The organism is Undibacterium sp. 5I1 (assembly GCF_034314085.1).
Taxonomy (GTDB): domain Bacteria; phylum Pseudomonadota; class Gammaproteobacteria; order Burkholderiales; family Burkholderiaceae_D; genus Undibacterium.
Window position 1 is genome coordinate 2,364,554 of the sequence record NZ_JAVIWI010000001.1, and the last position, 20,809, is coordinate 2,385,362.

At 47.3% G+C, this 20,809-nt stretch carries 19 protein-coding genes; 14 read left to right on the forward strand and 5 right to left on the reverse strand.

The annotated features are described in order from the left end of the window. Positions 1-44 precede the first annotated feature (44 nt). The 3 genes from RGU72_RS10480 (at position 45) to RGU72_RS10490 (ending at position 2,245) form a co-directional block, all read left to right on the forward strand. The gene (locus RGU72_RS10480; RefSeq protein ID WP_322119668.1) at positions 45-308 is read left to right on the forward strand and encodes a helix-turn-helix transcriptional regulator; all 264 of its coding nucleotides are present in this window, start codon (positions 45-47) and stop codon (positions 306-308) included. A gap of 291 nt (positions 309-599) precedes the next feature. Then, complete coding sequence (gene xth, locus RGU72_RS10485; protein WP_322119669.1) at positions 600-1,364, forward strand: exodeoxyribonuclease III; 765 nt, start codon at positions 600-602, stop codon at positions 1,362-1,364. Between the two features lie 527 nt (positions 1,365-1,891). Continuing rightward, positions 1,892-2,245, forward strand: coding sequence for a hypothetical protein (locus RGU72_RS10490; RefSeq protein ID WP_322119670.1), 354 nt, complete (start codon positions 1,892-1,894; stop codon positions 2,243-2,245). A gap of 78 nt (positions 2,246-2,323) precedes the next feature. Here RGU72_RS10490 and hrpA read toward each other — a convergent pair whose 3' ends face one another. Beyond that, positions 2,324-6,205 carry an ATP-dependent RNA helicase HrpA gene (gene hrpA / locus RGU72_RS10495; RefSeq protein WP_322121617.1) on the reverse strand — a complete coding sequence of 1,294 codons (3,882 nt, stop codon included), beginning with the start codon at positions 6,203-6,205 and terminating at the stop codon, positions 2,324-2,326. A gap of 261 nt (positions 6,206-6,466) precedes the next feature. Between hrpA and argA the strand changes: the two genes are divergently transcribed. From argA to RGU72_RS10520, 5 genes are all read left to right on the forward strand, one after another. Next, the gene (gene argA, locus RGU72_RS10500) at positions 6,467-7,777 is read left to right on the forward strand and encodes an amino-acid N-acetyltransferase (protein ID WP_322119671.1); all 1,311 of its coding nucleotides are present in this window, start codon (positions 6,467-6,469) and stop codon (positions 7,775-7,777) included. A gap of 56 nt (positions 7,778-7,833) precedes the next feature. After that, positions 7,834-8,106 carry an oxidative damage protection protein gene (locus RGU72_RS10505; RefSeq protein ID WP_322119672.1) on the forward strand — a complete coding sequence of 91 codons (273 nt, stop codon included), beginning with the start codon at positions 7,834-7,836 and terminating at the stop codon, positions 8,104-8,106. Positions 8,107-8,259: 153 nt separating this feature from the next. Continuing rightward, the gene (locus tag RGU72_RS10510) at positions 8,260-9,657 is read left to right on the forward strand and encodes a cache domain-containing protein (RefSeq protein ID WP_322119673.1); all 1,398 of its coding nucleotides are present in this window, start codon (positions 8,260-8,262) and stop codon (positions 9,655-9,657) included. Then, positions 9,654-10,313 carry a response regulator transcription factor gene (locus RGU72_RS10515; RefSeq protein ID WP_322119674.1) on the forward strand — a complete coding sequence of 220 codons (660 nt, stop codon included), beginning with the start codon at positions 9,654-9,656 and terminating at the stop codon, positions 10,311-10,313. Before RGU72_RS10510 ends, RGU72_RS10515 begins: the two co-directional genes overlap by 4 nt. Before the next feature lie 549 nt (positions 10,314-10,862). After that, positions 10,863-11,684 carry a Crp/Fnr family transcriptional regulator gene (locus tag RGU72_RS10520; protein ID WP_322119675.1) on the forward strand — a complete coding sequence of 274 codons (822 nt, stop codon included), beginning with the start codon at positions 10,863-10,865 and terminating at the stop codon, positions 11,682-11,684. 3 nt (positions 11,685-11,687) lie between these two features. Here the strand turns inward: RGU72_RS10520 and RGU72_RS10525 are convergent, their stop codons facing one another. Next, positions 11,688-13,076 carry a CHASE3 domain-containing protein gene (locus tag RGU72_RS10525; RefSeq protein WP_322119676.1) on the reverse strand — a complete coding sequence of 463 codons (1,389 nt, stop codon included), beginning with the start codon at positions 13,074-13,076 and terminating at the stop codon, positions 11,688-11,690. 221 nt (positions 13,077-13,297) lie between these two features. On the opposite strand from RGU72_RS10525, the gene RGU72_RS10530 reads away from it, so the two are divergent. After that, on the forward strand, positions 13,298-13,738 hold the full coding sequence (locus tag RGU72_RS10530; protein WP_322119677.1) for a response regulator transcription factor: 441 nt from the start codon (positions 13,298-13,300) through the stop codon (positions 13,736-13,738). An 80-nt stretch (positions 13,739-13,818) separates the two neighbouring features. Here the strand turns inward: RGU72_RS10530 and RGU72_RS10535 are convergent, their stop codons facing one another. The 3 genes from RGU72_RS10535 to RGU72_RS10545 all read right to left on the reverse strand — a co-directional run bounded on the left by RGU72_RS10535 (position 13,819) and on the right by RGU72_RS10545 (position 15,426). Beyond that, a complete protein-coding gene (locus tag RGU72_RS10535) occupies positions 13,819-14,451 on the reverse strand; it encodes a response regulator transcription factor (RefSeq protein ID WP_322119678.1) in 633 nt (210 codons plus the stop codon). Between the two features lie 99 nt (positions 14,452-14,550). Next, entirely contained in the window at positions 14,551-15,057 is a 507-nt protein-coding gene (locus RGU72_RS10540) for an N-acetyltransferase (protein WP_322121618.1), read from the reverse strand. Between the two features lie 90 nt (positions 15,058-15,147). Continuing rightward, positions 15,148-15,426, reverse strand: a complete 279-nt coding sequence (locus tag RGU72_RS10545; protein ID WP_322121619.1) for an EAL domain-containing protein — start codon at positions 15,424-15,426, stop codon at positions 15,148-15,150. Positions 15,427-16,132: 706 nt separating this feature from the next. On the opposite strand from RGU72_RS10545, the gene thiL reads away from it, so the two are divergent. The 5 genes from thiL to RGU72_RS10570 all read left to right on the forward strand — a co-directional run bounded on the left by thiL (position 16,133) and on the right by RGU72_RS10570 (position 20,641). After that, positions 16,133-17,101: a thiamine-phosphate kinase gene (thiL, locus tag RGU72_RS10550; RefSeq protein WP_322119679.1), complete on the forward strand. Its 969-nt coding sequence runs from the start codon at positions 16,133-16,135 to the stop codon at positions 17,099-17,101. 99 nt (positions 17,102-17,200) lie between these two features. Continuing rightward, on the forward strand, positions 17,201-17,668 hold the full coding sequence (locus RGU72_RS10555) for a phosphatidylglycerophosphatase A (RefSeq protein ID WP_322121620.1): 468 nt from the start codon (positions 17,201-17,203) through the stop codon (positions 17,666-17,668). Between the two features lie 386 nt (positions 17,669-18,054). Next, positions 18,055-18,540 (forward strand): CinA family protein, encoded by a 486-nt coding sequence (locus tag RGU72_RS10560; RefSeq protein WP_322119680.1) that lies wholly within the window; start codon positions 18,055-18,057, stop codon positions 18,538-18,540. A gap of 73 nt (positions 18,541-18,613) precedes the next feature. Then, on the forward strand, positions 18,614-19,510 hold the full coding sequence (locus RGU72_RS10565) for a response regulator transcription factor (RefSeq protein WP_322119681.1): 897 nt from the start codon (positions 18,614-18,616) through the stop codon (positions 19,508-19,510). Between the two features lie 3 nt (positions 19,511-19,513). After that, a complete protein-coding gene (locus RGU72_RS10570) occupies positions 19,514-20,641 on the forward strand; it encodes an ATP-binding protein (protein ID WP_322119682.1) in 1,128 nt (375 codons plus the stop codon). Positions 20,642-20,809 lie beyond the last annotated feature (168 nt).

Genomic DNA, 20,809 nt, shown 5'->3' on the forward strand with positions numbered 1-20,809 from the left:
TTCTGAGTCAATCTGAGGGCATGGTCACTTTCTCAGGATTCGCCATGTCTCTCGCACAACCTGCCGACCACTACGGCCGTAACATACCGATGGTGGCCCCGGCATTCTTCCGCATGGCCGACGTGATACGCATTACTGCGTTAAGCCGCGCCACCTTGTACCGACGCATCGCAGAAGGGAAATTCCCGCCACCCGTTCATCTCGGGGGACGGGCATGCGGCTGGACGCCGACGGCGCTCCAAGCCTGGGTCGATGATCCGGCAGGCTATTCGATCGTCATTGCCCCATCCCAACACCTGGCCGAGTGAAATTGGCTTACCGCCCAGGCGGCCAGACTCATACCGCAATTTGCACACGATTGCCATGTGATGATGGGATAATGCGACACATAGCGTTACAACCGCTGCCCCGAAGACTCATCGGGCATCGTTGCGCTGAGAAAATCGTGGTACGTATCTGTAGCAGCCGGCGTGCGTCACGCAAGCCGGAGCCCACCCAATAAGCCGTGTTTCAGGTCAAATTCATTTGGGGGTATGCGTGGGGGTACTATCAAAGCAGAAGAAAATTAAATTCAATAGAATCAATTACTTACTTCAATAATGAAAATTGCCACCTGGAATGTTAACTCCCTTAAGGTTCGCTTACCGCAAGTATTGACCTGGCTAGAGAGCAATCCCGTCGATATACTCTGCGTACAAGAAACCAAACTCACGGATGATAAATTTCCACAGGCGGAGATTGAGGCTGCGGGTTATCACGTGGCTTTTACCGGACAAAAAACCTACAACGGCGTCGCCATCATCTCGCGCCATGCGATCAGCGATGTGCAGAAAAACAATCCGCTGTTCCCTGATGAGCAACAACGCATCATTGCCGCCACGATCGAAGGGGTACGCATCGTTTGTGCGTATGTGCCGAACGGACAGGCGCTGGACTCGGAGAAATATCCCTACAAATTAAGCTGGCTCGCCGCACTGCATCAATGGATACAACAAGAGTTACAACAATATCCGCAATTAGCGTTGCTGGGTGACTACAACATTGCCCCCGAAGATAGGGACGTGCATGATCCCGCTGCTTGGGAAGGGATGAATTTAGTCTCTCCACCGGAGCGCGCCGCGTTGCAAGCATTGGTTGATCTGGGTCTGAAAGACAGTTTCAGAATGTTTGAACAGGCAGATAAATCTTTTAGCTGGTGGGATTATCGCCAGTTGGGTTTCCGCTTGAACAAAGGTGTGCGTATCGACCATATTCTGTTGTCGGCGCCGCTGGCAGCACGTTGCACCGCTTGCGTCATCGACAAAGTACCGCGTAAATGGGAGCAACCATCTGACCACGCACCGGTGATTGCAACCCTGGATTGAGGATTTGAGCTGATGACGGATGCGCTTTTCAAGATAATTTTGACGCGAGTTTGTTGTAAATACGGCGCTCATGGCGAGCCGGGCAACGAAGAACGTCAAAAATGACCAGAAACGCATCGTCAGCAATCAAATGGCACCTCTCGTGCATCGAAAGGAAAATCTCGGCTTAATATATACTCCTAATTAGTATATATAGAGTGTCCATATAATCATTGGACAATACGGCATATTCTATAAAAATATAGGGGAGTATATAAAAATAATGTCGAATTTACGCCTGCAAAAGTAAATCCTGGTCGGAAATAAATCACTGACGAATGATTCCCGACTTATACGAATATCCGCTTGGCCACCGACTCGACTCAACATTCTTTCGCCCCGCTCATCTTGCTCAATTTCCATTGAAACCACGTTTCTTGCAGTCTGTCGCAAGTGAATTGAGCATCGCCAGCTGCTTGCCTATCATGCACTCATCGCATCAACACAGAAGATGTTGATGTTCTTAACGATTTTTTAAGGGTGCCATCATGACAAACTCCACACGCAACTACCTCGTCACTTTTAGCGTTTTAGCGACGATCCTGGCTCTGATCTGCGCTACCTATTTTTCAATGGATACCTCGTCAATCATGATCGATGGCGAATCCGTCCACGGTTTTGCAGGGGTTGGCATCGCGGCAGGCGGCGTCATGATTGGGCTACTGGCGGTGGTTTTTGCCATTGGCATTACAGGCGTCGTACTGGCGGGTGTGTCGATATTTTTGGTGTTGTTATTTGCAGTGATTGCCGGCGCGATCTTGTTGGCGATTCTTCCTGCCTTATTGCCCATACTGATCGTGATCGCCATCGTCAGTCTGATCCTGAGAAAAAAATCGACTTGATCAAAAAGTAGTTAAAAAAAACCGATGAATAAAAAATGCCGACAAAAGTCGGCATTTTTTATTTCGGTCTACACATCATCAGCGCTGCAAACTCTCCCACACTTTCTGCAAGCGCTTGACTGACACAGGCATCGGGGTACGCAACTCTTGGGCGAATAAAGAGACTCGCAACTCCTCCAACAACCAACGGAACTCAGTCAATTTAGGATCGGCATCGGCACCCGATTTACGCGGCATTCTTTGCCAGGGCTGGGCAACGCTATTCCATTCAGCCAGCAATTTGGCGTCGCGTGCCGGGTCCGCCCGCAACTTTTCTAAGCGTACTGTGATCGCTTTCAGATACCGCGGAAAATGCGACAACTGTGTGAAGTCATTCTCAGCAATAAAGCGTTTGCTGATCAGTTGTTGCAGCTGTGTTTGCAAATCCCTCTCGGCAAGCGCATGCGCTTTAATGCCTTGCAGTTTTTTTGGTAAGCCATGATATTCGGTCAAAATCAGTGCGGCAAGTCTGGCGATTTCATTGGCGAGTAAATTTAAGCGCCCTTTGCCCTCTTCTCTGCGCTTATTAAACTCACCAGAATTACTTGGTAAAGGATGCTGTAAACAAGCCCGTTCGATCGCGGTCTGAATAATCTGGTCACGTAACTCTTCTTGCGAACCAAAGACCATGTACTGCATACCCATTTGCTGCAAACCCGGGATATTTTTCTCCAGAAATTTGACTTGCTCTTTCAATTGCAAAGCGAACAGACGCCGCATGCCTGTACGATGCACACGAGCTGCTTCATCAGGATCGTCGAAGACCTCGATATGGCAATGCGTGAGCTTATCAACCAACGCTGGATAACCGATCAGCGTTTGTTTACCCTGTTGTACTTCGAGCAATTCTGGCAGTTCATCAAAAGTCCAGGCGGTCAAATTCTCTTGCAGTTTTGCTTGCTGTACCGTGCTAGCTTTTGCCGTTGACGTCGCGGACGATACTTGAGTACGGCTCGCTGCAGCATGAGTATTAGGAGCAGCGACCGCCTTCACATTAGACGTATTGCTACTGGACTCCAACAAGGCTAATTTTTCAGCAGAAGCAATTCGCTGAAAACTCTCCCTCGCTTGTCCGCCAAACTCGGCGCGTAAGGTCGACAGATTACGTCCCATTTCTAACTGACGGCCGTGCTCGTCAACCACCTTAAAATTCATCGTCAAATGAACCGGCAGAGTCTCAGACTTAAAATCCGTCGTTTTACACAGCAAACCTGTTTGCTCACGGATATCTGCGATCACCACGTCGATTAAATTACCGGTACCAAACTCATTGCGCTCACAAAAACCTGATGCATAATCTGGCAGCGGTACACAATGACGACGGATTTTTTGCGGCAAAGACTTGATCAGCAAATGCACTTTTTCTTTGAGCATACCGGGCACCAGCCATTCGCTACGCTCCGCAGATACTTGATTCAATGAGAACAAGGGCACGCTTAACGTAACACCATCACGCGGGCTACCTGGTTCAAAGTGATAACTGAGTTGCAGCGCGACGCCCGTTACTTGCATCGTTTTAGGGAATAAATCCGTCGTGATGCCTGCTGCCTCATGGCGCATCAATTCATCTTTGTTCAGGTGCAGCAGCTTGGGATTTTCCCTCACTGCGTCCTTATGCCATTGTTCCAGCAATACAGCGTTGTACACACCAGCAGGAATATATTTGTCATAGAACGCTGCGATCAACTCATCATCCACCAATACATCCAAGCGGCGGGATTTATGCTCTAAGTTTTCAATCTCGCGCACTAGCTTTTGGTTGTGTGCAAAGAAAGGCAAACGAGTATCCAGCTCACCACCGACCAGCGCATCACGGATAAAAATTTCACGTGCCTCGGCTGGATGCGTCAAACCATATTGAATACGCCGTTGGCTATACACCACAAGGCCATACAAAGTTGCACGTTCGAATGCGGAGACTTGTCCGGTACGTTTTTCCCAACGGGGTTCACCGTAGGATTTTTTCAGTAGATGACCGCCGATTTTCTCCAGCCATTCTGGTTGCAATTGGGCGATGCAGCGGCCATACAAACGCGTGGTGTCGACCAGCTCTGCCGCCATCACCCAACGTCCTGCCTTCTTCGCTAAAGTAGAACCCGGCCAGATATAAAACTTGATGCCGCGTGCACCCAGATAATGTGCCTCTTCATCCGACTTGTAGCCGATATTACCAAGCAAACCAGTCAGCAGCGCCATGTGTAATTGTTCATACGTCGCTGGCGCTTCATTCATGCGCCATGCTTGTTCTTTCACGATCGTCAGCAATTGACTATGGACATCGCGCCACTCCCGCAACCGCATTTGCGAGAGAAAATTCGCGCGGCAATTATCTTGTAACTGACGATTGGTTTTTTTGTGCTCTATCGCGTCTTCAAACCATTTCCAGATTTTGAGATACGAGTTAAATTCTGATTTTTCATCCGCGAATTTTTTGTGAGCGAGATCCGCTGCAGCTTGCGCCTCCATCGGACGATCACGCGGGTCTTGTACCGACAAAGCGGCAGCAATGATCAGTACTTCGCTCAACGCATGATGATCACGCGCTGCCAGAATCATGCGTCCGACGCGGGGATCGAGCGGTAATTTAGCGAGTTGCTTGCCGGTAGGCGTGAGCTGATTGCCCTCATCCATCGCGCCTAATTCTTGCAGCAACTGATAGCCATCCGCAATGGCACGACCGGGCGGCGGCTCGATAAACGGAAAGGTTTCAACGTCGGTCAAATGCAGCGACTTCATGCGCAAGATCACAGCAGCCAAGGACGAGCGTAGAATTTCTGGTTCTGTAAATTTTGGCCGCTGGATATAATCGGTCTCTTCATACAAACGTATACAGACACCCGCAGCGACACGGCCGCAACGACCTGCGCGCTGATTAGCCGCAGACTGGGCAACAGGCTCGATCTGTAATTGCTCGACCTTATTGCGGTAGCTGTAACGTTTGACGCGTGCCAGACCGGTATCAACCACATAGCGAATGCCAGGCACCGTCAGCGATGTCTCTGCGACGTTTGTCGCCAGCACGATGCGTCGCGCATTGCTGACCTTGAATACGCGCTCTTGCTCTTGCGCCGACAAGCGGGCAAACAGCGGTAAAATTTCTACATGGTCTGGATGATGTTTGCGCAAGGCTTCGGCAGCATCGCGGATCTCGCGCTCTCCTGGCAAAAACACCAGTACATCGCCAGACCCGACACGACACAACTCATCGACCGCATCCGTAATCGCTGTCATCAGGTCGCGTTCTTTATCCTTTTCATCTTCTTGCACTGGCCGATAACGCACTTCTACCGGATACAAGCGACCGGATACTTCTATCACCGGTGCTGGCTTAGGCTCCGATCCGGCCGGATTGGCAGAATCTTCAGCAAAGTGATTGGCAAAGCGCTGCGCATCAATCGTCGCCGATGTGATGATAACTTTCAGATCACGGCGCTTGGGTAGTAGCTGCTTGAGATAACCAAGCAGAAAATCGATGTTCAGGCTGCGCTCATGCGCTTCATCGATGATGATCGTGTCGTATTGTCTAAGCAGCGGATCAGTCTGCGTCTCTGCCAGCAGAATACCGTCCGTCATCAGTTTGACGTAGGCACCCTTGGTCAAAGTGTCATTAAAACGTACCTTGAAGCCAACATGCTCACCCAGTGGCGAATTTAACTCTTGCGCAATCCGTTTGGCCGTTGATGAGGCCGCAATACGACGTGGCTGAGTGTGACCAATCAAGCCGTTCAGACCGCGTCCCAGCTCAAGACAAATCTTTGGCAACTGGGTAGTCTTGCCCGATCCGGTTTCACCACAAACGATGATGACCTGATGCTTTTGTAAAGCCTCAGCGATTTCGGCACGTTTGCCGGAAACTGGTAATTCTTCGGGGTAAGTAATGACCGGCGGCGGGTTGCGGAACGTTAGCACTTGCTCCCGCATAGCGGCTTTCTCACCCTGTCTAGTTTTAGTAGGCGGAGCAATCCTTCGAAGATCTGAGGTCGTTGGGTGAGTTTGCGCAGGCTGGACTGGCTTTGGTGGCGGCACAGCGGGGATTTTAACCGCGTCTGGCTTCACTTCTTGGTGCACTTGTTGAGCCTGACGCAGGCTATCACGCAATTGACGTAAATCAGTCGTGGCTTTTTTGGGAGAATTTTTGGATGAATTATTAGCAGACATAGCGGAGCGCATTATAATCTGCCCATGGAAAATCCTGTTCAATTCGTTCAATGGCTGCGCTCAGTCGCGCCTTATATTCACGCCTTCCGTGGCAAAACCTTTGTGGTCGCCTTCCCCGGTGAACTGGTTATGGCGGGCGCTTTGCCTGTACTGGCGCAAGATCTGTCGCTTTTGCATGCACTGGGGATCAAAATTGTCATCGTGCATGGCTCACGACCGCAAGTAGCAGAACAATTGGCCCTGCGCAGTGTGGAAGGCAAATTTCACAACGGCATACGCATCACGGACACTGCAGCACTGGAATGCTCCAAAGAGGCTGCAGGAGAGTTGCGACTGGATATTGAGGCTGCGTTTAGCCAAGGTTTGCCAAATACGCCAATGGCACACTCCGCGATCAGGATTATCTCTGGTAATTTTGTCACTGCTAAACCGATTGGTATTGTGGATGGTGTTGATTTTGGCTTGACTGGGATTGCGCGCAAAGTCGCCTACGAGACCATCCATGCCATTCTGGGTGCTGGGAGTCTGGTATTGCTTGGTCCACTGGGATTTTCGCCGACTGGTGAAGCATTTAACCTGACCATGGAGGATGTTGCGGTTGCAACAGCGACCGCACTGAGGGCAGATAAGCTCATCTTTATCAGCGAAACACCGATGATGCTCGACAAAGATAATGATGAGATGCGCGAGCTGTCATCGGTACAGGCTGAGCAAGAAATCAAAGCGAATTATCTGCCGGCGGATTCTTCGTTTTATCTGGAACACGCTGTAAAGGCGTCACGCAGTGGCGTGCCTCGGGTGCATATCGTGCCGTACAAACTGGATGGTTCTGCCTTACTAGAGTTGTTTACGCATGATGGCGTCGGTACGATGGTCAGTTATGAAAATCTGGAAAGCCTGCGCGAAGCCACGATTGAAGATGTCGGCGGCATTATCAAACTGATCGAACCTCTAGAGGCCGACGGTACACTGGTCAAACGCGGCCGTGAGCTGATCGAACGCGAGATTAATTACTTCTCCGTGATTGAACATGATGGCGTCATCTTTGGTTGCGCAGCACTGTACCCCTTCCCGATGGAAAAAATGGGAGAAATGGCTTGCCTGACGGTCAATCCCGATGTGCAAAGCCAGGGCGACGGTGAACGAATTCTCAAACATATGGAAAAACGGGCAAGACGGGCTGGTTTCCATTCACTTTTCGTACTGACGACAAGAACTGAGCATTGGTTTTTAAAACGCGGTTTTGTCAAAGCGACCGTTGATGATCTGCCGAAGAACCGCCAAAAAATGTATAACTGGCAGCGTAAATCGTTGGTACTAATTAAGCAGTTATAATCTGGGACATTGTTGTAACCTCGGTTGTTATTTAAAAGATTGATAGGAGTTTTACCATGGCCCGTACGGTCCACTGCATTAAATTAGACAAAGAAGCTGAAGGTTTAGATTTTCCTCCGTATCCGGGCGAACTCGGTAAGAAAATTTACGAAAGTGTGTCCAAAGAAGCCTGGGCAGCCTGGCTTAAACATCAGACGATGTTGGTCAACGAAAACCGTCTGAATTTAGCGGATACCCGCGCCCGTAAATATCTGGCAACACAAATGGAAAAACATTTCTTTGGCGATGGCGCAGATGCCGCAACTGGCTATGTACCACCGACTGAATAAGCCCACCGGCTTAGCTGTCCAGATAAAACATATTAAGCCTCGCATCCTTGCGGGGCTTTTTTCATATACCTTGATGCTTAAAATTGACACTTAAAATTGTTATTTAGCGCTAATGTTAAAACTCTATCCTTCGAATAAATTAAATTCATATCCATGAAGCTCCGGCAAAAAATTATCCTGTTTGCAATCACCCCTCTGCTGCTTTCCTTGGCAGCGATTGCGATGGCGGTTTTTTATCAGACCACTTTGCTTGCGGAGCAACAGCGCACGACTGTGGAACAAGCTTATCTGGCGAGTAAAGAGATTGAGTTAAAACACTATGTCACCTTGGGTGCTGCTGCGATATCGAATTTATACAATGCAGAAAAACAAGATCTCCGCACTCAAGAAGAAGCCAAGGCAATTTTAGCCAAGCTAGATTTTGGCGATGATGGTTATTTTTATGTATATGACATGCATGGCAAAAATTTGATGCATCCACGCCAGAGCGATCTGGTTGGCCAGGACTTATGGAATATGAAAGATCCTGAGGGTAATTTCACCATCAGGAAGTTGATCGCTAAAGCGCAGGAAGGTGGCGGCGTAGTGCGTTATCTGTGGGAAAAACCCTCCACCCACAAGGTCGCCGCCAAACTAGGTTATGTCATACCGTTGGAACGCTGGGGCTGGATGCTGGGTAGCGGTATTTATCTCGATGACGTGAATAATGCTTTGAATAAAATCGAAGTACAAAATACTAAAAATAGCCAAAGCACTCTATTCTGGATTGCCGGCATTGCCATCACCAGCGCCTTGTTGATTGCCGCTTCTGGCCTGGCATTAAACATTAGCGAATCTCGCGTAGCAGAGGCAAAACTCAAGGTGCTGGCGCAAAGTGTAGTCCGGTCGCAAGAGGATGAACGCGCCCGTTTGTCGCGTGATCTGCATGATGGATTGAGTCAGTTATTAGTCTCGGTCAAATTGCAAATCGAATCAGGCTTAGCCAAGCTGGATGCGGAGCAATTAGAACCCGTCTCTGAGAACGGGTCTAAAAATATATCTGCTAAATCCTCATTCATGCGCGCCACAACCCAACTCAACGATGCATTAGGCGAGGTCAGAAGAATCTCCCACGATCTGCGCCCTGCAATGCTGGATGATCTAGGACTCGCCGCAGCGTTTGAGCATTTAAGCGAAGAATTTACCCAAGACACTGGCCTGCCAGTCAACTTTTTAAGCGATGGCGACTGCGATGGTTTGGACGACATCAGTAATACGGTCTTATTCCGCATCGCCCAAGAGGCTTTGACCAATATCCACAAACATGCTGGCCAGGTGACACAGGTGCAGATTACTTTACGGGGCGACAAACATTCTGTCGATTTAATGATCGAGGATAATGGTGCCGGATTTGACGTACAAGGTATCGCCAGTCACCCCAAACGCGGTATAGGATTAAGCAATATGCGAGAGCGACTGGCAACCGTCAACGGCCAGTTAGAATTGCATTCCAGCGCCAGCGGCACCCAAGTTATTGCCCGCATCACCAGCATCGCAAGGAACTCATCATGAACACAGCAACGCCAGATCAGGCCACCACAAAATTCATCAATCTGCTGCTGGTAGATGATCATCCGCTAGTCAGAGACGGCCTTAAAGCAAGGCTGGAAACAATTCCGCATTTCCATATTATTGGTGAAGCAGCTCATGCTGAGCAGGCGCTGCAACTGGCAGCCAACTTGCCCATTGATCTGATACTGATGGATATCAATTTGGGGGCAAATTCTGCTAACGGTATTAGTTTGACTGCACAGTTAAGCAGGGATTATCCAAAAATCGCAGTGATCATGTTATCCATGCATGAGAAAGCAGAATATGTCAGCCAATCCATGCAAGCTGGCGCACGTGCTTATGTTTTAAAAGATGCGCCAGCAGAAGAGATCATCGCGGCCATCCATGATGTGATGGAGGGTAAGCGGTATTTCAGCTCAGGTTTACAAAAACAATCCGCTGCGCCCTCGGCGGCGCAGATGCTGACCCAAAGAGAACAAGGCATACTCAAAAGCATCGCTACAGGCAAATCCAATAAACACATCGCCCGCGAACTCAACTTAAGTGTCAGAACGGTAGAAACGCACAGACTCAATATCAAACGCAAATTACATATTGAAGGACAAGCAGATTTGATCCGCTTTGCGCTAACTCAGGTAACTCAGACGCTGGATTAAAGCTGGGTCCTACACGCACCAATCAAGAATCTGACATTACACGGCAACAAAATACAGTGCTAAAAGCGCATAAAACCAGTTCAATAATTAGACAAGATAATAATATACTACCACTATGTATATTTTTAATGTCCATATAATCATTGGACAATGCGCTATTTTAAAACAATTTAGATGGGAGTATATTAAATTAACAGGTTAAAACGCCAGATATTTTCTCGGCAAAAACAATCTCTGATGCTATTCTCCCTGCGTATGCTGTAAGACAACGCTGACAACATCCCAGGCTCTTTGCGTACAAAAGTACGCCCCTTATTCCGATGGCAACTCTTACTTTAAACACATAAAGTACAACTCATGCACTGACACCAGACGTGTTGATGTTTGCAGCAACTTTGACCAAGTTTGATACGACTTATGTGATTTTAGGACTTACGCAAAATTGTCCTAGCAAGACGTAGCGACGACGACAGTACTTTAGTACGGCTAGTCGCTGCAACGCAGCTGGGGCGGTTTTGCGTAAGTTATAATTTAAATGAGAGGCTAAAAATGACTGAATCCTTGCGCACTGAAATCTCCATCAAAGCAGATGTAGCGCCACGCTTACAACGCTCTTTGCTGAAACATGATTTCGCCATCAATGCAGTATTGAATCCACGTCCTATCGGTCCAATTCAAAATGATTTGTTGGCAGCATTGCCCGCTGAAGAATTAGCCTTCCTTTTGCCGCACTTAGAATTTGTCGATCTGTCGTTTGATCAAAAATTGCATGACTACGGCGATAAGCTCTCTTATGTCTACTTCCCAACTACTGCCATCGTTGCGCTCTTATACGTACTGGCAGATGGTGGCGTAACAGAGATTGCCGTGATCGGTCATGAGGGTATGGTCGGTATTTCTGCACTGATGGGCGAAAGTGCCATGGGTACGGCGATGGTACAAAGCACAGGCTACGCCTATCGTTTAAAAACGTCGGTCTTAAAAGAAGCTTGCAATCAAGGCGACAAATTACAGTCTTTGATGATGCGTTATACCCAAGCCTTATTCGCACAGATGGCACAAAATTCTGTATCTGGTCGCCACTACTCTGTAGACCAGCAATTATCCCGTTGGTTGTTAGACCGGTTAGATCGTTTGCCGACCAATGAGCTGAAAGTAACGCATGAGTTAATTTCAAATATGCTAGGTGTACGCCGTGAGAGCATTACCGAGGCCGCTGGCAAGTTACAACATGCCGGCTTGTTAAAATATCGTCGCGGCAGCATCACGGTATTGGATAGAGAAGGCCTGGAAGCACATGCTGGCGAATGCTACAAAGTCGCCAGACATGCTTTCGATTTAATGCTGGCAAACGCGGCAATCAAACGATAGCCGTCAGATCATTTCGCTAGCAGGACTTTGTCCCGGGTAGGGAATACGCGCCTCAACTAATGTACCCGTATCGTCCTTACCTGGTTTGATCGTAAACGTTCCGCCCAATAGCAGAGTACGCTCACGCATCCCCAGCAATCCATGTGAGCGCGGCTTTTTAATAGCGTCAATAGAGATACCAATACCGTCATCTAAAATCTGTAAATACAGTACCGACCGCTCTCTTTTTAAACTGACTGTGACTTTTTTTGCTTTGGCATACTTGATCACATTCGTCAGCGATTCTTGCGCGATTCTAAATAAAGCAATAGACCAGGCTGGATCTATTCTGTCGATATCCTCATCAATATCCATCACCAGTTGCAAGCCAGCGATACGCGCCGCCTCGTCACAATAATTTTGTATGGATGCTGCCAGACCAAGGTTATCCAACATACTGGGACGCAGATCTTCGATAATGCGACGCTTAAGATCAACCACTTCTAACAAGGTGGTTTTTGCTCTTTGTAGCTGAAGAGACAAAGCTGGCTCTTTGATCTTTAATTTCTCCGTCAACATTGATACATCCATACTGATAGCGGTCAGGCTAGCCCCCATTTCGTCATGTAGTTCTCGGGCTAATTTTGCTTTTTCTTCCTCAGATACACGCAGCAGATGATGCGACAAAACTGACAGCTGTTCAGTACGTGCCATGACCGTAGACTCAAGATTATCGTTTGTCGTTTTTAATTCTGCCTCCACCTCTCTTTGTTTTGCAAAGCTCTTTTGTATCAGCCGATAAAAAAGCATTAGCACCAGAATAGCAATGATATTGATCAGATTACCTATCCATAGCGCCTGATTATGCTCATTAAAAAATTGAGTACGGCGATTAGATAATAACTCCAATTCTTCTTTCTCCATGATGACATCCAGAAGACGGATCTCATCCATGATTTCTCTGCCCTCACCTAGCCGAATTACCTTAACAACCTCATCTAAACCACCATCTTTATATAGCGCAATACCTTGATCAAATTTTTTCATTTTCCGATCAAACATCTCGCGCAACTGAGATAGGTTTTTGATTTGAGCTGGATTATCTTTGACTAAACTATTCAGTAACAGAAATTCCTGATTAAGCTGAATAGCGGCATTTTTCTTCGGCCCCAAAAATACCTCATCGCCTGACAAGTAATAACCACGCATGCTGCTCTCGGCATCCATGATGAGCAAATTCACATTTTTTAAATGATCTTTAATATTCCAGGTGTGCTCGATCCAATCGGTATTATTTTTCAGCTTTTGCAGATTTTGATAATCAGATATCGCGTTACCAATCAAGGTAATTAAACAAACGACAAATAAAGCTGTGATGTACAGCGGCAGTGAAGTGGAGGAAGTTTTATTCACACGAATATCCTAATTTGCTATGGATGTGGCGACTGTTATGCGTTTTTTTAAAATTTTAGCTGGCGATTATTAATAAAACTAAGCACGAAATAGTACGAAAAATCTGCACGTAGGAACACTCCTACATCATCTTCAGTTTACGCTGATTGCAAGCACTTATCACCCTGTTTACAATGACTCTAAAGCGAGATCATAAATGGAAATCGCGAATTGGAGCCGCAATGCAGCAAATAACTGAAAAATCGTCAACATCTTCAGCGATGTTACGTGAGGTCGAAATTATGGATGTAAGGAAAAAACTTAAAGTGTTCTTAATAGAGGATTCTCAGCGAATCCGTACTGTCCTGATCGACATGTTGCATGACACGGAACAGATCGAAGTGGTAGGTTTTGCTGAGAACGAAAAAGACGCTTTAAAGCAATTGAGGGCTAGTGAATGGGACGTTGCGATTGTAGATATCAGTTTGAGCGAAGGTAATGGCTTAGCCGTGTTAGCCGCCTTACAAAATGATGCTCGTGATTACGGAAAGCGCTTTGTATTTACCAATCATCCTACGCCAGCATTGCGAACCCACAGTCTTAAATACGGTGCTGAAGATTTTTTTGATAAGTCGCGTGAGATGGATTTGCTGGTAAGCCGTATTCGGGACTTGCTACATTAAAGTCTTGAAAATTAATGGGAAAACAAGCTTGCGATACAAGTAAATTTATTGAGATAGCTGACGATTTTTTTAAGTAATTTTTAATCCAGCAAATTATTTTTTAAAGCGTAATACGTCAGATCACTGTTTGAATGCAAGTGCATTTTTTCCATCACGCGAGCACGGTAGGTGCTGATCGTTTTTACACTAAGCGATAAAACAAGCGCGATATCAGACACCGATTCTCCTTTCGCCAAGCGCAAAAATACCTGAAACTCCCGATCAGATAATTCTGTGTGTAAAGCTGCAGTAACATCCTGATCAAAGCCCTGCGCCAATATTTCTCCCACCTCTGCACTCACATAACGCCGTCCGGTCGCGGCCGTGCGAACAGCTTTAATCAGCTCGTCGGTGTCACACTCTTTATTCAGATAACCGTTGGCACCCATTTTGAATAAATTGACCGCGTATTGCTGAGCTGGGTAACCACTTAAAATCAAAATCGGTAATTCTGGCTGCCCTTGCTTGATGGTGCGCAAAGTATCAATGCCACTCTGATCTGGCATGCTGATATCGAGCAGCATTACGTCGCACAACTTATTCCGCGCAATATCCAACGCTTCTCTACCGGTACTTGCCTCAGCCACGACCTCAATATCGGCTACCTCAGAAAAAATCTGCTTAAATCCAGCACGAACAATTTGATGATCATCACAAATGGCAACACGTATCATTGTAGTCCTTGAGAATATTTAACCTATAGCAGGCACTCAGGATTATGCACTGGCTGTCTTAAGGTGTGTTGGTCTATCAGCGCATAATCCTGTCCACATCTAATCAGATGGTGGACTTACCAAGGTCTTAAACATCACAAAAGCATCAACATAACCAAGTTGACGGTGTTTAAAAGCGAGAGGCAGAGTACCAATCACGCTAAAGCCCAGTCGCTGCCAAAGGCGCACGGCGCGCTCATTGGTAGACACCACCAAATTAAATTGCATAGCAAGAAACCCCATCGCGATTGCCTCTGACTGCGAATGTTCACACATTGCAGAAGCGACACCCTTGCCTTGTACATCTGGCGCGACCACATAACCGCAATTGCAGACATGGCTACCTAAACCTGGCTGGTTGGGTTTGAGGATATAAGTACCCAATATCTGTCCATCTGCTGCGCAGGCGACATAAGTAGCGGCAGGTGTCTTAATCCACGCGCTATGTATCTCTGCCTCGGTGCTTTGAGTATCATAAGCATAGGTATCACCTTGCGCAAAAGTAGTCTGCAAGATCGGCCAAATACTGTTCCAGTCAGTTGCAAGGTAGCGACGTATAGAGATCATCATTATTAAGGTCATTTAATCAAAAAAATTAGTAACCGACATCCTACTGCATAGCGGCCGTCCTTAAGCCAACATTGCGCCAACACTCCGCTAGGCAAGTTTGGCTTGCAGACTCCACTCAGATGCTGGTCTATATGTTCTTACCCAAGACTCTACTGTGTGCGCTGGCATGGGATGCGCAATGACATACCCTTGCGCATAATCACAACCAAGTCGCATTAAGGAGACGCCCTGCTCTGCTGTCTCAACACCCTCGGCAATTACCTCGCGTTTAAAAGCATCAGCAAGGCCGATAACCGCACTGATTAACGCAAGGTCTTCTTGGTCTTCTAGCATGTTTCTGACAAAACTCTGATCGATTTTTAAGATTGATCATATTTATCTTGCCAGGTGTTTTTATAATCTGGTCGCTACTACTTGTTTCGCGCTAGATTAATTGTGCTATCTAACTGGATTGATGCTTGGTCGACAACTCTTTCAGTGAGGTTATTAAGAAATGACTTACTTGTCGCATCTCGTTAGAACAACGCTGCTTAACATCTTCCGTTTCGGCCCCGATCAACAAATAATATCTAAACCCACAAACAAGAACGATTAATAATGCCAACGGAAAATAAAGGCGGAAATACACACCCTTTAGTCGCCAAGTACGGAAATAGTTTTTTAGTTTGTACACGAATCAATAAAGTCAGTAGGTATCGGGATGTGGATAACAACTGCAACGTACCCCAATGGGTGACCGGGTGACGAATAGTGTAAAAAAATAGCCTCGCTTGTCGAATTAAAAATTTGATTGCGGATTAAACTTTAAATCGCATTGAAACTTTAAATAAAGTTGCATATTCGACAATAATCAAGTGCGTCGAATTCTAACCCGAAGATTCAGGTTTTTCCCTACGGAAAGTTTATATTCATTCATTTGGGTACAAACTACAACATCAATCTGGATGTGTTAGCTCATTTCTGAAGTAAGAAATTCAATGAAACTAATTTGGCTTTGGTGAGCCAGACTCAAGTGAGTAAATCGCTAATCATTATTCACTTGATCAACAAAAGGGATTCGGTACAATCCGGCATGCTCTCTGAATTCGACCTTATCCAACAGTATTTCGTCACACCCGCCAGCAGCGACCGCCGGATTGCGCTGGGGATAGGTGACGACTGCGCTTTACTCCAGCCTTCACCCGGCATGCAATTGGCGATTTCCAGCGATATGCTGGTATCAGGCCGGCACTTTTTTCCTGACGCCGATCCGCGCATGCTGGGGCATAAATGTTTGGCGGTGAATTTGTCTGACCTCGCAGCGATGGGTGCCAAACCCGTTGCGTTTACCCTGGCGCTAGCCTTGCCAGAAGCAAAACCAGATTGGTTGGCAGAATTTTCTGGCGGCTTGCTGGCGCTGGCGGAGCAACACGACTGTGTTTTGATCGGTGGCGATACAACTAAAGGTCCGCTGACAATTTGCATCACGATTTTTGGTGAATTACCGCCCGGACGAGCTTTGCGCCGCGATGCTGCGCAGGTCGGCGATGACATCTGGGTTTCTGGTACTTTAGGCGATGCGCGTCTGGCATTGGCGCACTATTGGGGTGAGATGCGCTTGAGTGACGCTGATCTGGCGATTGCCGCACCACGCATGCATCAGCCTACACCACGTATTGCGCTGGGCACGGCATTGCAGGGTATTGCGCATGCGGCATTGGATATCTCGGACGGTTTGATCGGCGACCTTGGGCATATTCTAAAAAAATCTGGTGTTGGTGCCAGCTTGGCGGTGGATGATTTGCCAGCAGGTTTGGCACTGCGCAAACAAGATCAAACCAAGCGCCGCGAGTTTTGTCTTGCGGGTGGTGATGATTACGAATTATGTTTTACCGCCCCTGCTAGCCAACGCGATGCGGTTGCGGAGGCGGGACGCCACAGCCAGACTACGGTCACACGTGTTGGCCGGATTGAGACTGATCTTGGCTTACGCTTGCTGGATGCCAGCGGGCAGCCGTTAGTTTTATCATTGACCTCTTTTGATCATTTTAGTAGTCCATAGCCGAGACAGAATCAGTCCATGAGCATATTTAACACCTCTAGCACCTCTAGCACCTCTAGCACCGACGGCATAAAAACAGTCAAACCAAGCGCACGCTTTATGCTAAGCCATCCGGCACATATCCTCGCGCAAGGCTTTGGCAGCGGACTCTCGCCCATCATGCCTGGTACCAGCGGTACCTTATTCGCCTGGCTAAGTTTTAATGTGCTGAGCACGCGCTGGCCAGATTTTTTCACGCCAAGCTCATGGGCGTGGATTATTGTGCTGGGTTTTGTAGTAGGTGTATGGGCATGCCAGGTAACCGGGCGCAATATGGGCGTGGCAGATCATGGCAGCATGGTGTGGGACGAGATCATCGCGTTTTGGCTGGTATTGCTGTTTGTCACGCCTGCCAGTTTTTCTACCCAATGCTGGGCATTTTTCTGGTTCCGGGTATTTGATATGGTCAAGCCACCACCGATAGGCTATTTTGATCGCCAGCTCAAAGGTGGTTTTGGTGTGATGTGGGACGATATTCTGGCCGCGTTTTATACCTTGTTGCTATTTGCTCTGTGGCGAGTAATCTGACGGCTTCATTGCGTTAAACTCCTCATTAAATTGAATATACTCCCCCTTACTTTTAATAAATATGGCTAATTGTCCAGATATTACCTGGACAATAAAATATACTCACCATGAGTATATAAAATCATCTCAATCCAATCCTTGTTATAAAAACTAAAAAAGTATTCCAAATACGTACTTTTTTACGCTCTTTCAACGTCTACAGGCAAACTGTTTCAGCCAGTAGTGTTAGCTAAAGATCTGATTTTGCCCGTTTGTAAAAATCCACTTTACAAAGCTGAAACTTCATCAAGTCGCTATCAATGCGCATGGACAAAGTGGTAAAGTAATTCATCAACTTGATTCGTTTATTCGACTAATTGAGCTAATTCACCTCAGGAGACCATGCCATGCTAAACGCTATTCAACTCGCTACCGAAGTCGGCTCAGCCCTGCAATCCAAAAAACTTTTATTGTCGGTCGCAGAGTCCTGCACTGGCGGCGGCGTTTGCCAAGCCATTACCGAAATCGCTGGTTGCTCGGAATGGTTTGATTGCGGCTTTATCACTTACTCCAACTCCTCCAAAACGGAATTATTAAATATCTCCGACGCATTGATTGCACAGCACGGTGCGGTCAGTGAAGAAATTGCCGCGGCCATGGCAGAAGGTGCGCTAGCCAATTCTGAGGCCCATGTCTCGCTCTCCACCACGGGCATCGCTGGTCCGGGCGGTGCAGTACCGGGCAAGCCGGTTGGCACAGTCTGTTTTGCCTGGCTGGTTGGAGGCATCACGCATACTGAACGCAAAGTATTTAGCGGTGATCGTCACGCTGTACGTGAGCAAACGATAGTGCATGCTTTAGATAAGTTGCTACGCTATGTTAAAGAAGCGTAGCAAAAAATTTTAAAGAACTTCGCCGGAATAATGTAGCGCAAGTCCTGTCAAAGATAGTGTGAAGGAAATCGATTTGTCTACGACTAATATACACACTGATGCACTCACAACGAGCCCCAACGCCAGTAAAGCCCACTCGCAGGCAACGCTGCCGGAGCCGCACATTAATGCCCTGCTGGTCGATGATGATGCTGACATCCGTGAACTGTTAGCACGCTATTTAGAAAAATTTGGTATCCGCTGCATCACGGTCGCCGATGGTAAAGCGATGCGTCAACAATTAGCGACTACCCAGATCGATATTATTTTGCTTGATCTGATGTTGCCTGATGAAGACGGTCTCTCTTTATTGCGAGGTCTGCGAAATAGCAAAGACAGCCAAATCCCCGTCCTGATGTTGACCGCACGCGGCGAATCTGCCGACAAAATTATTGGCTTAGAGCTTGGTGCAGACGACTACGTAGTGAAGCCCTTTGATACCCGGGAACTGGTATCGCGTATCCATACGATTTTGCGCCGGACACAGGTTGGTCAGACTAGTCAGACCAACCTGAGCAACCAAATTAGCCCGCACAATAACCGTACCGAAGAAGAAATTACGTTCCATGGCTGGCGTCTTAATTGCCACACGCGCCAGCTCAATACACCCGACAATTTAGTGGTGCCGCTGTCCAATGCAGAGTTCCGTTTGCTATTCACTTTTGTAAAGCGCCCGGGGCAAGTTCTTAGCCGCGATCAGTTATTGGATATCGCACGTGGCAAATCGTCTTTGGCATTTGATCGTAGTATCGATCTGCTGGTCTCACGACTACGGCAAAAACTCAGTGAGGATTCGCGCCAACCATCAATGCTAAAAACTATACGCGGCGAAGGCTATATGTTTCAGCCACCGGCATCTGCATCTACATCGAAAACAGTTACAGCGACACTGCTGCCATCGCCATCCTTGCCTCATCCTTCCTCGAATTAAATAATGACGACAACATCGGCAACAAGATTGGGATTACGTCGTTTTTTCTCTGATACGATTTTTACGCGTTTGTTCGGATTGGCAATGGGCGCGGTGATCGTCAGTCATATCATGACCTTCATCTTGCTATTTGTATTTTTGGGTGACCGTTTTCCACATCCGCGTGCAGAAAACAGGTTACCGCTTTCTGCACAAATACAAACGGTACCGCCCGATAATCTGGCTTCGCTAAGGCATCTGCCACCGCACGAGGATCACTTCCCGGGACCGATGTTGGGATTTTTTCTGAGTATGTCTATGCAATTTTTAATTCTTGCAATTGCTGCCTGGTATGGCTCACGCAACTTGGCAAAACCGATACAAAGTCTGGCACATGCCGCAAGCCAGATTGGTGACAATTTGAATGCGCCAGCTTTGCTGGAAACCGGCCCAGCAGAGGCGCGTCAGGCAGCCAACGTGTTTAATAAAATGCGGGAACGGATTCGATTGCAATTAGAAGAGCGAGGTCGCTTTTTAGCTGCGGTGTCGCATGATTTGCGTACACCTTTAACCCGCATGAAATTACGGATAGAGCATCTGGACGACGATGCCGCCAAAGATAAATTGCAACAAGATATAGAAGAAATGCGCTTGATGCTGGATGCGACTTTGGAGTACCTGCGCAGTAATGGCAAAGCGACCGTAGCGGGACAATTATTGGACGTGCAAGCTTTGGTGGAAGCCTTGGTTGATAATGCACAAGAGCAAGGACATCAGGTACATTTTTCAGGCGATGCTCAGCCACTCTTTGCGATTATTTCTGATTTGCGCCGCTGTATTTCTAACCTCTTAGAAAACGCGCTCAGTCATGGCAAAGAAGTCGAGGTTATTTTGCACGATAGTCCCGATCAACTTTTAATCCAGGTTGTCGACGATGGACCAGGTATTCCGCCAGATCAGTTACTGCAGGTGTTTGAACCATTTGTCCGTTTATCAGAATCACGAAATAGAAATAGCGGCGGTGTTGGCCTGGGCTTAAGTATCGCCAGAGAAATCGCGCGCCAGCATGCTGGCGATTTAGTTTTGTTCAATAATACTGGCCGCCGCGGCCTGACTGCGCAAATCAGCCTGCCGAGAAAATTGCCTTTTTAGCAAAAAATTATTCTAATTAAATTCTATTGAGTGATTGTTCTGAACATACTCAACTTCTTGTGTTCGTTTTAAATATGTCGATTCTGATACAAAGCAGACACAGCTAAGCAACATCACTGCGAGAAACTGGCACTATCAGTTTTTTCGCAGCACTTTGCTTACTAACGT